Below are 12878 nucleotides of genomic sequence, written 5' to 3'. Positions count from 1 at the left end.
TGGGCCGTGTCGATTGCAGCACGCATCGCGCATCGCGCTTCATGCACGGCGTTGCGTGCACCCCGCGTCGCGTTCCGCGCTTTACGTCCTTTGGAGATTGCGGAATGCAGTGCGTCTTCTGGCAACTGCATCGCGCAACATGGATCGCGGCGTCTGTCCCCTGCGCCCCGCTGTCTGGTCGCTGCAAAACGCGTAACGGCGAATGCATCCTGCCCACCGCATCGTGCATCCCGCCTTCCGCTTGACGCCGATGCACCAACAGGTTAGCGACATTATTGCATCTTTGTCGCGTTTCACTATTCTTGTAGGAGGTCCACCCCCCATGCCCAATGACAATCTCGTGGTCATCGCCGCGATGGCCCGGAAAGGGGGGAGTGGCAAAACCACGCTCTCGCGCGCCCTGATCAGCGCTGCCGTGGCTGCCGGTCGCCGGGTTCTGCTGATCGACACCGATAGCACCGGAGTGCTTGGCGCCTGGCACGAACGAGCTGAAGCGGCGGGTCTGGGGTCGCCTCTGCTACGGTCGATCTCGGTCGAGAGTGTGGGGGCCGTCGATCGCAAGATCGAACAGGTCTATGATGCGGACTCGGCGGATTTCGTCTTCATCGACACGGCAGGCGTCGGCGCGGAATGGTCGGACGGGATCGCGGTTCTCGCCGATCACATTGTAACGCCGGTCATGCTCTCGACCTCGGATCTCGATGTCGGTGCGCAGACCGCCGACTGGTTCGAACGGTTGCGCGCGCGCGTCGATGACCCGGCGAGCTTGCCGCGTCACCATGTCGTTCTGAACATGGTTGACCCGAAAGCCACGCGCGCGGATGCCGGCTTGATCGAAGTGGCGATCGCCCGGTTTCCGGTGATCGAGACGGTGATGATGCGCCGCAACGTCTACAAGGAGATGGACGAGAAAGGCCTGCTCCACGCCATCGCGCTGCAAAAGCAGGCCGACCCAAACCCACTCATGCGCCCGCATGTCCGTCATGTCGTCGAGGCCCTTGAGGAGGCAACCGACATCCTCAACAACATCCTGGCCGCGTGAGGGTGGGGCGTTGAGAAAGAAGATTCCAACCATCACCCGGCCCGACCCAGCCTATGCTGCGTCCCTTCTGCCCGAAGGGGAGAAAGACCCGGGAAGGGAAGAGGCGGATCGGGAAGAGACCGTCCTGATGCCGATGAGCGTGACGGCAGACGTGGCGGATGAAGATCAAGCGCCGGCGCCAAGCAGGCCTTCCGTGCCTTCGCCGCAAGCAAGCCAGGAGACAGCGGCCGAGATCATAACAGCGCCCACGGCGTCGCAGCCTAGGGTCCGACGCATTCCGGCCACCCGCAAGATCGATATCCGGGTGAACGCGCTGGAACGGCAGGAAGAAGCCCTGATCGACTGCGGCGTCGACCCCGCCCATGTCATCCGGGCCGCTCTGCGCCGTGCCGTGAAGACCTGGCAGCTGGGGCCAGAGTTCGTCCCACCTTCCGAAGAGCAGAGAACGCGGATCACCGAATGGCGCGCGCGCACTTCACTGGCTGTCGATGCCAATGCGCTGACTTCCATCCTGCACGCCCATGACCCCCTCGATGTGCTCAGCAAGTGGGCCTTGATCCGCGGCCAGATCGAGCCGCGCGTCTGGGCGGAGATCGACATACTTCTGGACGAGATTGCCGTTCGCGCCGCAGCGCAGAATACAGAAAATGATGCGTCAACAACCTGATTATAAAGACAACTTGTCCTTTTGTCGGTGGGTTTTTGCCGAAGCTACCGCCCACACCTTGCAGTTGCATAAGCCTGTCGTTAACACCGCCGACAAGAAATTTTTGACCTCCCTTTAACCAGTTATGAGGTCCAAATAGCAGGAGCGCGTCATGACCCCAAAACCCCGCCTCACTGGCGAACCGATCATGCGCATCCTCTGCAAGAAGACCGACAATCTGGTGGGTTTCCTGTACCAATGGAACAATGGCGATCTACAGCCCGCGTGGCTGGACGATGCTTTGGCCGACGTTCGCTACGAACCAATTAGCGACGCCGCCTGACACACGTGATCTGATTGCGGGCGAGGCGATCAAGGGCGGTGCGGAGTGCGGGCCCACAGCAGGCCGCGCCGAATTCTGCGCATCATGAGGTATAGAATTGAATTCTATACCTCATACGTCGGCACCGAACCCGTTCCGACAGGCCCAATTTCTTTTCTTTCAGCCTCCCTGTCCAACCTACCGCGCCACGCTAATGCGGCTCCTTTGAAGGCGTAGCTTTTGCGGCGAGGGATCACAGAGGCAACGGATCGATCATCCACGAGCGCACGCGCACGGTTCTCGGAGCGGCAAGGGCAGACTGGAAGCCGGTGGCCTTCAAATATCGTGGCGCCGCGCCCCTGCCAGTATTTATGGTGAAGGCCCCTGCCTTGAACGGGCAATGCTTGCATCATCCCGAAGCCCCGCAACGAGCCTTTCGACAAGCTCGACGGCCTCGGTGACGCCTTCGGCGCGAAGTACAAGCCGCTGGCCGGGCCGGTAGCGGGTGTCACCGCTCTTGGCGATATACTCCTCATCGACAAGTCCCTGCCGGTGGGCAAGCAGATGGCGCTGCTGGAACGCCCGCGCGAGTTGGTCGAGGGAGGGGGCGTCGAGATGGGCGTCATAGCCCTGCCCCGTTGTCTGCTGCCAAAGGGTGCTGCCCTCGGCAAGGTTCTGGAAAGCGTTCCGCCTTGTCTTAGGAGGCGCGGGAAGCTCCACAAACAGTGCTTCGACCACACGCTGAAAGGCGGTGACGGCGTTCTGCAAGCCGTTCTCGATCACGACGCGCACGGTGGTTTCGGCGGTGTCGCGATCCGGCATGGCGGCGCGCACCTGGTCGAGCGCCTTCAGGGTGGCCTTGATCCCAGCGATGGTCTGCTCAAAGACCTGTTCGGCGGCGCTGTGGCCGCAAGCGGGACAGAAATAGGCAGCCCCGATCACGGCATAGCGGCAGGCGCAGGACGGGCAGGTGATCTTCAGCGCCATTGGGTCGGTGGCGGCCGGGGGCAGCATGACATGCTGCGGCCGGGAATCCACTTTCATCGTCATCGAAATGAAGCCGCCGCGCGGCCTGCTTCGGTTGAACCGGGCAGCATCGGTTTTCAGTGCTCGATTGAGGCCGCCTTGAATCTGCGCCACGGCAGCCGCGTGCATGTGCTCGACCTGTTGCTGTGTCCACCAACGGTCGCTGTGATCGGTATGGCCGCAGGCGGGACAGTGAAGCCGCTCTGCTTCCTTGGCCTTATGCCAATCTTCGCTGAGCATCTTGAACTGGAAAAGGCATTCATCCGATGGGCATTCACGGTCAAAGTAGCCTTCCTCGTCGTCCTCAATGAGGACCGGGACTTGGCCGCCGCCATCGAGGCTCCGCAAAAATCGTTGTGTCTCTTCAAACATCTCGCAACCTCAGAACATCTTGTAGCGTACCGTTCGCTCCAACCTAAATATAGCATGTTGGCAGGGCAACTTGGAGTCTTCCATTGGCACGGCGCTCTCCTCCGTGCCGGGAAGGGCGTAAAGAGGCGGCCTATTCGGTCGCCATCACTTGGGGCTCAGTTGGGACACAAGCGCGGGGACATTCAGCCGCCTTCAAAAACGAGGAAGAAAAGACCGGCCAAAACCGGTGCTACTGACAGGATGAAACTGGCCGTTACCCTGCTGGATCGTCGACTTTTGGAAGCGGGCGGGCAGGAAATTTCCGTTGCCATGTCTCAATCAGAAACAGCGCTGCCGTGCTCGCGGCATGGATCGACAAACGGGCAATCCGCGCGTCAACACGGGCAAAGCCCTTCTCGCGGCCGTGGGCGTCGCCGCCGTGGGTGCGCAGAGCCCCTACCCCTCCGATGACCGTGGCCAGGCCGGAAAGGATTTGCCGCACGTCATTCGCTATCAGGGGGTCGATGTCGGAACGGTCTGGGGACAGACCAAGCGGTTGCTTCACGGCATTGTATAGCCCCTGCACGTCCTTCTTGGCAGGGAGCGGCTGCCCCAGCTCGATGAGGATCGACCGGCACACGCTCTCGACCGTACTGCACGCGGCGGTGACTGCATCCTCGGGGTCGGCCTGGCTATGAGCGAGTGCGCGTTCAAGATCGCGGCTCACCGTGTCGAAGTCGATCACCTCGGACAGACCGGCCAGCTCCACCAGGACAGGGACATTCTTGCCCGCCTCGACAAGCCGCATCCGCCCGCCCTGCTGTTGAACCTCGAAGCCGTCGAAGCGCAGCGCGCGGTTGAGATGGTCGAGCACGGCGACATGACGCTCGGGCTCGTGGATGAAATCGCGTGGGTCAGCGGCTGCCTCAATAATCTTTGGGAGCGCTTTCTCAGCATCAAAGCCGTTGTTGAGATTGATAAGGCACTGCACCAGCGACGGTACGCGGGAGCCACTCACCGTGAAGGCCACATTGCAGGCGCGCATGAACTTCTCGATCTTCGGCCCGCTGCGATAGATCCCGATGGGGGGCGTCGTGTCATGCCCTCCCCCGCCGCTGATAATATCGGCGATCGCATCGATGCTCTGGGGCGACAGCGGGAAGGGCATGGCTACAAGTGATCCTTCGCCCAGAGAAGTGCATTGAATGCAGCAAGCTTTGCATCGTTTTCGGTTGAATAGGCCTTCCTACCAACCTGAACAGCTCCCGATGCCCTTCTCAGGACACGCACTGACCATCCGGCTCCTTCCCGATAGACTGTCAGATTGAACCCGTCCGTGTTGATATAAGGGTTGCCTTGTCGGGATATGCGCCACTTTCGAGAAGGCCAGGCGGCGCGGCGGCGTGCGGAATTTCTGAGACGCGTCTCCCGCTCCCGGGGCCGCTTGTAGTCCTCTTCCATGTGCTCAGCACAAACGCAGCCGACCTGAAGCGAACCGGGATAGTCCGGATGCTCCATGATATGGGCATACCGGATTTCGGCGCTCTCACACATCTCGCAGAGTTGGCTGGGCTCTTCCAAGTCTTCGACCGCTACACAGGTCCAGCCTTTTTTCGGGACGCCTGCCTCTGACCATTTCCCTCGACGCGTATGACGGTCCCGATCCATCGCCTATCCTACCCCAAAATCCGTTTGAGTTCGGCAGCGTGGGGATCATAGCGATAGCTGGTTATTGTGCCGTCCCTGATCTTGTCGACCGCGTCGTTGATCGCGAATATGGGCACGAGGAACCACTCTCGCGGGACCACAGGCCTTCCAAAGCGATCCATGATCTCGATTTCGAGCCGTGCGGGTTCGAAAATGCGGTGGATCAGGTTTTCCAGCTTGGACCGGTTGATGTTGTAGAGTTCATATGTCGCAACCACCTCGACATTCGCCATCAGAAACGTCGGCTGCAAATGCGCGCCGGCGATCCGCTTTTCGACGCTCATATTGGTGACGCCGATCTTGTGTACCAGTTCCCGGTTTTCTGTGACGAGCGGATGATCTGACTTGCTACGAAGCACATAGATGATCCCGCTCGCCTCATCGCCATCGATTGTCTGGTCCGAAAAAAGTGGGCCTGCCGATGGGTCAGTGATCCGGCGTCCGGCGTCGTCCTTGTTCAACGCGCGCTGGAGCGAGCGCATCAGCATGTTGCTCTCGGTGCCGTTGTCAAAAATGACCCGAAGGCGAGCATCCGTACGACCTTGCTCGTTCGTGATGGTCTCACCCTTTTCAGCAACATAGGCTTTCTGACCGCCGACGATGAAAAAGCGGCCCTTCTCGATCTCCGCTTTCATCTCGAAAGGGCGCGTTTCGCGCAAACCGGTGCCCAGTTCCTTTTGGACCATCTCGAACAATGGCTTGAACTTTGAGAAATCTTCGCATTTTTCACGGTTGGCGACCTCGTCGGCGGCCTTTTTCTCAGCGGTAGAGCGGACATGCTTCAATTCGGTAAGTGGGGATGCATCAACCGCCACACCCAGTTCCGCCAGAAGCGCGTCATCATCGAGCTCATCCGTGTCCGTCGCTACGAGCATCGGGCCCTCTGACAGAAGTTCGTGTTTGTCAAAGGGCGCGACGAGATCGCGGCATTCCTGTAAGTCGCGGATCCGATCGAGGCGCACTGCATAGAGACGTTCGAAGATATCGCGGTCTTCACCGTGCTGTGGCGGGCGACCGAATTCATCGGCGAACCGAAGGATCTCTTCAAAGCCTGCGATGATGCGTTCTTCGCGTGGTGTGCGGCTGAGCCGCTTCTTGACCTCGACCTCGACGCCAAGCTCAGCAAGAAGGGCATCATCTTCGTCGGTGAAACCCTTAGCCATTGGCAGCCTCCTGCTTCATGCGCGCGAGATATGCTACGCCTTCGGCCATTTTCTTCTCCCACGGATCAGGCGATGTGATGGAAGGCAGACGGCCCCGCTCCTGCTTGAATTTGACGGCGCGCTTCGCCAGATCGCGGGCCTCGTCCGGTGACAGTTGCACCTTCTTTGCCGAGATCACGGCCTGAACCTGCCGAAGGCTTTCCTCGCTCATCGTCTTTGCCAATATCGAATAGGCTTCGCCGAAGGGGTTGATCCGGTCGATCAAGTCGATGTCGAGCTCACGCACATCCATGGCGAATTTGCGCACCCCGTCGATCAGCGCGGTGTTTCCCGTAGTCTGCGTGTCATCGCCGCTCGAAAGAGCGATCTCCTTTGCCTTCTGGGTCAGGTTCAGCGCGGCCACCGCATGCTGGCGCACGGCTTCCTGATCCTCGGCGTTGAGCTCCGGGAACTTTGCTCCGACGATCTTTCCCATTCGAACCTGCGTCAATTCCTCGGGCACCAGCTCCTCATCGAAGAGCCCGCGTTCGATCGTGGTCTTGTCTTGAACGAAAGCTGTGATCACCTCGTTGAGGTCTTCCTGGCAGATGCGCTTGGCTTCCTTGCTCTTGGGTTCGACCAGGCCCTTGATCTCGATCTGGAACTGCCCGCTGGCCTCGTTGAAGCCGACATTTTCCTTGTTGGGATCATAGCCGCCGTCCCCGTAATCGAACCCTTCGACAGGGCCACTTTTCGCGGTTTTCGGCGTGAAGTTAAAACGCGGGGCCAGCACCTGCTCCATGAGCAGGCTCGCAGCGATCGCTTTCAGCGTGTCGTTGACCGCCTCGGTCACGGCCTCGGCCGCGGCGTCAGGCTCGGCGATCAGGTTTGTGAAACGCGCGCGCGTCTTGCCCTCGGCGTCGCGGGTGGCGCGGCCGATGATCTGGACGATCTCGGTCAGGCTGGCGCGGTAGCCGACCGTCAGGGCGTGTTCGCACCAAATCCAGTCGAACCCTTCCTTCGCCATCCCCAGGGCGATGATGATGTCGACATGGTCTCGGTTGTTCTTCTGCGCCGGGTCCTTCAGAGCGGCTGAAACCTTGTCGCGCTTGGCGGGCTCATCATCCACCAGATCGGCGATGCGCAGCACCCGCCCCTCGGGCGTCTTGACCAGTTGAAACCCGGTGGCAGGGTCGGTGCCCTGCCAGTCGCCCAAAGCGTCGATGATGTGCTCGACCTCGCGATGCTTGTCCTTGGTGCTCTCGCGCGAGTTCACGTTCGGGATGTGCAGGATCGTCTTCTCGGTCGGGTCCAGCACCTTGAGGATGTCGTCGGCGTAGGACCCGGAGTAGAAGAAATACCCGATGTCGAGCGACTTGAGGTGTTTATAGCCGTTCAGCTGCTCGTAATAGGTGTAGGTGACCGTGTCGAACCGCGCCTCGTCTTCGGGCGACAGAACGGCCTCGGCATCGCCGCGGAAGTATGATCCGGTCATGGCGACCAGATGCACCTTGTCGCGGGCAACCAGCGCGCCCAGATGCGTTCCCAACTTGTTGTCGGGGTTGGCCGAGACGTGGTGGAATTCGTCCACCGCGATCAGGCGATTGTCGAAGGCCTCGATCCCGAACTTGTCGACGGCGAAGCGGAAAGTGGCATGCGTGCAGACCAGCACCTTGTCGCCGCTCGCTAGGAACTTGCCGACAGCCCCGACCTTGCCGTCATCACCGCCGGGGGCATTGCACAGGTTCCATTGCGGCTGGACGGTCCAGTCAGCCCAGAAGCCGTACTTGCTGAGAGGCTCGTCGTTGAAGCTGGACCCGATGGACTTTTCCGGCACCACCACGATGGCCTGATGCAGGCCCTGATTGTGCAGCTTGTCGAGCGCGATGAACATCAGCGCGCGGGATTTACCCGAGGCGGGGGGCGACTTGATCAGCAGGTATTGCTCGCCCCGCTTCTCATAAGCGCGTTCCTGCATCGCGCGCATGCCCAACTCGTTCGACTTGGTCGAGCTGCCATTGGCGGCGTATTTGACAGAGACGGAGGGAACACCTTTGGTCATGACTGGCTTTGCCTCCCCTTTGAGAATTCGCGCTGAAAATCCACTGTTTGACAAATTGCAGAGTAGAAATCGACTATCACGCTGACTGTATGTGACGCCCGTTTCCCGTTCATTGCCCTGATGACGGTTTCAGCATTTGCATAGTTTGAAGCCTGTTCCTCCGACAGCGGCCTAGGCGCATTTGCCGTCTGTTCGAGCAACAGCTTCTTTTTCCGCTCCACATCTTTTTTCAGATCATCCCGCAGTCGTTTCTTCAACTTCTTGAAGAGGGGAAGGTCTTCTTCCATCAGCATCGCCTCAAGCTCTGACCAATGTATTTTGTAGAGATAATTAACCCAAGCAATGCGAAGTCTTTCGCTGAACTTGTCGGATGACTTGGCTATGTCACAAACAGCCATGTGGAAAAGATCGCGGTAGTATTCTAGAGCCATGACAGATCCCTCATGCGCTCACCTTCGTCGTCATCCGCGTATACATCTCGAACAGCTTTTCCAGTCGTTCGGTATCGTTGCGGAAGCGGCGGCCGATGTAGATGCGTTCCAGAACCTCGTCGTTGTGGTCATGCGCGGCGCGGAGGCCCTCGGGCATTTTGTCGGGGTCGTAGAGGTCGGCGATGGTGGCGGGGAAATGCGCCTCGCGGGCCAGAAGGATGCCTTCGGCCGCCGCTGTAAGGTCGGCGCGGTTCTTTTCGGTCAGTTTGGGTACGGGGAAAGTGTTCCAGCCCATAGTATTGGAATAGCGGAAATCGGTTTTCATTTTGCCGCAGACCGTGGCGATCCAAACCAGATGCAGGCGCGAGGCGATCAGAGCCATGTTCCAGAGAGGGGCATCGTATAGGGCGAATGTTTCACTGGTCACTGTTGACCGCGCATCAATGATCCCATTCGGCAGGTATGGGCGATTTTCTGAAGAAGTCCGAGGAACTGTAAGCGTCCAATTCTTGCCGATCCGCATTTCACGCATTTGATGCGCGCGACTTGCCATCTCGTTGGCGCTCTTGTCGCGGCTATTCAAGCGCATCGTGCGCACGCCTTCTACACGTTGGCGAATTGCATCAATTGCCATCGCCTCATGCAGATGATCGTTCTCAATCCATAGGCAATAGCGTTCGATGCCGCGAATAAATTCCGCTGAACCATAAATGCGACGAATGAATTTATCATGTTGGTCGGGGGTCAGACCGAGGGCGCGCACTTCGTCAGCGTTCAGCAGCAAATGTCCGCCGTCAACAGGCTTGTTGCCAAAGCTCATGTTGGCGGTGCCATTCATCGGCCTACTGGCTTTGTCCACGATCACATTCGGCGCGGCCACCAGATAGGCGTTGACGTTGTCCGCTTCTTTCACGACCGACCCACCATCATCAGCCAATGAGAACAGCTTTCGGATAGGCCCTGCATCGTTAGAAATTCCAACAATCGCAACGGTCACACCCGCATTATGGCTGGCAAGGTTCGCCCATTTGAAACTGGTATGGGCAAAGGCGATCTCATGCCCTATCTTGAAGATCAGCGGCCAGAGGATCGGCACCTGCTGGCCCTGACAGATCGAATTGGTGGACACGAATGCCGAGACGGTGGGCGTGTGCAGCCCGTAATCGGCGGCCTTCATGAACCAGCCCGCGACATAGTCGAGCGACTTCCAGCTTTTCGTGCGCCCCTCGAAAATGCGCTGCAAATCCTCTTTCTGCTCAGTGCTTTGCCACGTTGACCCTAGATAAGGCGGGTTCCCGCAGATATAGGTCTCGCCGCCTTCGTTCGCGAAGTCGATCTGCGCCTGATCCAGCGGCGACATGAACAGGTCATCGGCCTGAAACTTCACCCCCGTCCCCGTGGGCGGGCAGACCGACAGCCAGTCCAGCCGCAGGGCGTTGCCGCAGGTGATCCAGTTCCGCGCGTCCAGCGGCAGGAATTCTGCGAGGGCTTCTTTCTGGCCGCGATAGGTTACGTCGCATTGGTATTCGGCGATGATCAGCGCCAGCCGCGCGATCTCGGCCGAGAAATCCCGCAGCTCGATCCCGCGATAGTTGGTCAGGGGAATGTCGGTGCGGCGCTGCGGCTCGCCCCGGCGCTTGTTGATCTCATACTCGATGGCGCGCATTTCCTTGTAGGCGATGACAAGGAAGTTGCCCGACCCGCAGGCGGGATCGAAGACGCGGATCTTGGCCATGCGCGCGCGCAGATTGGCCAGCTTGCGCGCGTTGTCGCCCGCCGCCTCTAGCTCTGCCCGCAGGTCATCGAGGAAGAGCGGGTTCAGCACCTTCAGAATGTTCGGCACAGAGGTATAGTGCATCCCGAGGACCGAGCGTTCCTCCTCATCCGCGACGGCCTGGATCATGGACCCGAAGATGTCGGGGTTGATCTGCGTCCAGTCGAGGCTGCCGATATGGGACAGGTAACGTTGCGCGATCTTGGAAAAGCGCGGCACATCGGTGCTGCCGGAGAAGAGGCCACCGTTCACATAGGGAAAGGTGTCGGCCCAACGGGGCAGCCTGGCCTCGGCGCGTTTGGGGATGGCGGTGTTTATCGCGCGGAAGATCTCGCCGATGACTTCGTGCGTGTTCGACCCGTCGCGGTTGGCCATCTGGTCGATGGTGGCGGTGAACAGGTTGTCGCTGACGAAGATGTCTGTGTCTTCAGCGAAGAAGCAGAAGATCAGCCGCGCCATGAAGTGGTTCATGTCGTGGCGTTTGTCGGCGCTGCCCCAGTCGGGGTTGTCCTTGATCAGCTCGACATAGAGCCGGTTGAGGCGGCTGGTCGCGCGGATGTCGAAGGCGCTTTCGCGGATCTGCTTGACGGTGGAGATACCGGCGAGCGGCAGGAAGAAGCCGAAATGGTCGGGGAAATCGGCGTAGCGGCAGGCGATGGTTTCGCCAGTGGTGATGTCCTCGGCCTCGAGGTCGATGCCATCGGTGGCGAGGATGAATTTCGCCTTGGCGCGGGTGGTGGCAGGGCTGTCGCGCAGCGCAGTGAGGGTTGCCGCGATGTCGCCCGGCGCGCAAGTCGCAAGGTGGATGTTGTTGGTCTGCAGGACGCCGCCAATGTCGGACTTGTTCGACGCGCCGGTGCGCAGGCGCTTGATCGTCGTGTCCTTGTTTCCGAAGGCCATGAGGAAGGCATAGGGAAACTCGGCCGCATCAAAAGGCTGCTCAGCGAGTTCGGAAACGGCTTGTTCAATCTCAACGGCGTTCATGCGGCGGTCCAAGGGTTGATCAGGTCGATCTCGCAGCCCTCGAAGTCAGGCGTATTGCGTGTGGCGACGGTGGCGCCGCAGGCGTGGGCAATGGATGCGATCTGGCAATCGGCTTGGGCGATCGGTCGCCCGGCGGCGCGACGTGCGGCGGCGATTGTGGCATAGGACTGCGCGGCGTCGCTGTCGAAGGGCAGGATGCGCCCGGCCAGGTCCTCGCGCAGGATACGGTCCACGGCGTCAACCAGCGCGGCGCGGCGTTTGCCGTTCCCCATGATCGCGAGGCCGTAGCGCAACTCTGCCTCCGATATCGAGGTGAGGTAGACGTTGTGTCCGTCCTGAGCGGACAGCCAGTGTTCGACCTTGGGCTCAGGGGCCGGGCGCAACAGCTCCGAGACGACATTCGTATCGAGGATGATCATGCGTCAGGCCTGGTCGAACGCGGGCGGTTCACGCATGGCTTCACGCTGCGGAAGGTCGAGATCAACGCCACCCAGCGGCGCGACCCGTGCCCGGATCGCCGCGGCAAGATCGTGGGATGGCTTCGCTTCGCCGACGACATGGCGCAAGATCTCGCGCGCCTCCTCTTCCATCGAGCGGCCATGCTCGGCTGCGCGGATGCGAAGGCGGCGCTTCACGTCATCGTCAAGGTTCCGGATGGTAATGCTTGCCATGATATCCTCCTGAGAGGAGTGTAATCGTCGCAATCAATGCGATCAAGACTAATCGCCTGAATGTAGGGCCTCATAACCCCGCCGCTTCTTCACCGCTGCCAGCTTCATCAAAGCCGTGATGGCTTTGCCCTCATCAGGGTGCGTCTCGACCATCATCTGCCCCCGGAAACCGATCCGGCCCCACTCGCGCACAAGGCTGGCACGACCGAAGAGATCGCGCTGCACGCTCAGCCGATAGTAGCGACGCATGTTCCGCGCCGGATCGATCCGGCGCATCTGCACGTCGGTCGGGAAGACATCAAGCTGGATCGGACTATGGTACATGTAGTGATCGAGTGAGGTTTCTTACACAATATCAGGTGGAAGCCTATGCTTCCACCTCGATTTCGCTGCGAGGGAAACAGGGGGCTTACGCCCCCTTTTCGAACTTCATGACCGGGATGCCCAGCTTCTTGGCCTTGTCGGCAAGGTTCTCCTGAATGCCATTGCCCGGGAAGACGAGGACGCCCACCGGGAGCACGTCGAGCATCGCGTCGTTGCGCTTGAAGGGGGCGGCCTTGGCGTGCTTGGTCCAGTCAGGCTTGAAGGCGACCTGCGTCACGCCCCGGGCCTCGGCCCATTTGGCGGCGATGAGCTCTGCGCCCTTCGGGCTGCCACCGTGCAGGAGGACCATGTCGGGATACTTGGTCCGGACCTGGTCGAGCTTGCCCCAGATCAGGC

At 60.1% G+C, this 12878-nt stretch carries 13 protein-coding genes; 3 read left to right on the top strand and 10 right to left on the bottom strand.

Going from position 1 to position 12878, the window contains the following annotated elements:
• Window positions 1-322 precede the first annotated feature (322 nt).
• From VDQ18_RS05280 to VDQ18_RS05270, 3 genes are all read left to right on the top strand, one after another.
• Window positions 323-1042, top strand: a complete 720-nt coding sequence (locus tag VDQ18_RS05280) for a ParA family protein (protein WP_109670734.1) — start codon at window positions 323-325, stop codon at window positions 1040-1042.
• Window positions 1043-1052: 10 nt separating this feature from the next.
• Complete coding sequence (locus VDQ18_RS05275) at window positions 1053-1709, top strand: hypothetical protein (protein WP_323019963.1); 657 nt, start codon at window positions 1053-1055, stop codon at window positions 1707-1709.
• Window positions 1710-1860: 151 nt separating this feature from the next.
• Window positions 1861-2031, top strand: coding sequence for a hypothetical protein (locus VDQ18_RS05270; protein WP_170119136.1), 171 nt, complete (start codon window positions 1861-1863; stop codon window positions 2029-2031).
• Between the two features lie 348 nt (window positions 2032-2379).
• On the opposite strand, the gene VDQ18_RS05265 is transcribed toward VDQ18_RS05270, so the two are convergent.
• The 10 genes from VDQ18_RS05265 to VDQ18_RS05220 form a co-directional block, all read right to left on the bottom strand.
• Window positions 2380-3408 (bottom strand): hypothetical protein, encoded by a 1029-nt coding sequence (locus VDQ18_RS05265; RefSeq protein ID WP_323019962.1) that lies wholly within the window; start codon window positions 3406-3408, stop codon window positions 2380-2382.
• A gap of 253 nt (window positions 3409-3661) precedes the next feature.
• Window positions 3662-4555, bottom strand: coding sequence for an abortive infection family protein (locus tag VDQ18_RS05260; protein WP_323019961.1), 894 nt, complete (start codon window positions 4553-4555; stop codon window positions 3662-3664).
• Between the two features lie 508 nt (window positions 4556-5063).
• Entirely contained in the window at window positions 5064-6257 is a 1194-nt protein-coding gene (locus VDQ18_RS05255; protein ID WP_323019960.1) for a GIY-YIG nuclease family protein, read from the bottom strand.
• The gene (locus VDQ18_RS05250) at window positions 6250-8298 is read right to left on the bottom strand and encodes a pseudomurein-binding repeat-containing protein (protein WP_323019959.1); all 2049 of its coding nucleotides are present in this window, start codon (window positions 8296-8298) and stop codon (window positions 6250-6252) included. Before VDQ18_RS05250 ends, VDQ18_RS05255 begins: the two co-directional genes overlap by 8 nt.
• Window positions 8295-8729 (bottom strand): hypothetical protein, encoded by a 435-nt coding sequence (locus VDQ18_RS05245; RefSeq protein ID WP_323019958.1) that lies wholly within the window; start codon window positions 8727-8729, stop codon window positions 8295-8297. The genes VDQ18_RS05250 and VDQ18_RS05245 overlap by 4 nt, the downstream gene beginning before the upstream one ends.
• 10 nt (window positions 8730-8739) lie before the next feature.
• Entirely contained in the window at window positions 8740-11487 is a 2748-nt protein-coding gene (locus VDQ18_RS05240) for a DNA methyltransferase (RefSeq protein WP_323019957.1), read from the bottom strand.
• On the bottom strand, window positions 11484-11906 hold the full coding sequence (locus VDQ18_RS05235) for a type II toxin-antitoxin system VapC family toxin (RefSeq protein ID WP_323019956.1): 423 nt from the start codon (window positions 11904-11906) through the stop codon (window positions 11484-11486). The genes VDQ18_RS05240 and VDQ18_RS05235 overlap by 4 nt, the downstream gene beginning before the upstream one ends.
• Window positions 11907-11909: 3 nt before the next feature.
• Complete coding sequence (locus tag VDQ18_RS05230) at window positions 11910-12158, bottom strand: FitA-like ribbon-helix-helix domain-containing protein (RefSeq protein WP_054540688.1); 249 nt, start codon at window positions 12156-12158, stop codon at window positions 11910-11912.
• 48 nt (window positions 12159-12206) lie between these two features.
• Window positions 12207-12482: a WGR domain-containing protein gene (locus VDQ18_RS05225; protein ID WP_323019955.1), complete on the bottom strand. Its 276-nt coding sequence runs from the start codon at window positions 12480-12482 to the stop codon at window positions 12207-12209.
• An 85-nt stretch (window positions 12483-12567) separates the two neighbouring features.
• On the bottom strand, window positions 12568-12878 hold a 311-nt coding region (locus VDQ18_RS05220), incomplete at its 5' end, for a DUF2493 domain-containing protein (RefSeq protein WP_323019954.1).

The sequence above is a fragment of the Pararhodobacter sp. genome, from assembly GCF_034676075.1.
GTDB lineage: Bacteria > Pseudomonadota > Alphaproteobacteria > Rhodobacterales > Rhodobacteraceae > Pararhodobacter.
The sequence above is the reverse complement of the archived record's forward strand: the minus strand, read 5'-3'. Positions and strand labels throughout refer to the sequence as shown.

Coding starts and splice junctions, on each gene's coding strand:
- VDQ18_RS05280 (WP_109670734.1), top strand. CDS start 323: ATGCCCAATGACAATCTCGTGGTCATCGCCGCGATGGCCCGGAAAGGG.
- VDQ18_RS05270 (WP_170119136.1), top strand. CDS start 1,861: ATGACCCCAAAACCCCGCCTCACTGGCGAACCGATCATGCGCATCCTC.
- VDQ18_RS05265 (WP_323019962.1), bottom strand. CDS start 3,408: ATGTTTGAAGAGACACAACGATTTTTGCGGAGCCTCGATGGCGGCGGC.
- VDQ18_RS05260 (WP_323019961.1), bottom strand. CDS start 4,555: ATGCCCTTCCCGCTGTCGCCCCAGAGCATCGATGCGATCGCCGATATT.
- VDQ18_RS05255 (WP_323019960.1), bottom strand. CDS start 6,257: ATGGCTAAGGGTTTCACCGACGAAGATGATGCCCTTCTTGCTGAGCTT.
- VDQ18_RS05250 (WP_323019959.1), bottom strand. CDS start 8,298: ATGACCAAAGGTGTTCCCTCCGTCTCTGTCAAATACGCCGCCAATGGC.
- VDQ18_RS05245 (WP_323019958.1), bottom strand. CDS start 8,729: ATGGCTCTAGAATACTACCGCGATCTTTTCCACATGGCTGTTTGTGAC.
- VDQ18_RS05240 (WP_323019957.1), bottom strand. CDS start 11,487: ATGAACGCCGTTGAGATTGAACAAGCCGTTTCCGAACTCGCTGAGCAG.
- VDQ18_RS05235 (WP_323019956.1), bottom strand. CDS start 11,906: ATGATCATCCTCGATACGAATGTCGTCTCGGAGCTGTTGCGCCCGGCC.
- VDQ18_RS05230 (WP_054540688.1), bottom strand. CDS start 12,158: ATGGCAAGCATTACCATCCGGAACCTTGACGATGACGTGAAGCGCCGC.
- VDQ18_RS05225 (WP_323019955.1), bottom strand. CDS start 12,482: ATGTACCATAGTCCGATCCAGCTTGATGTCTTCCCGACCGACGTGCAG.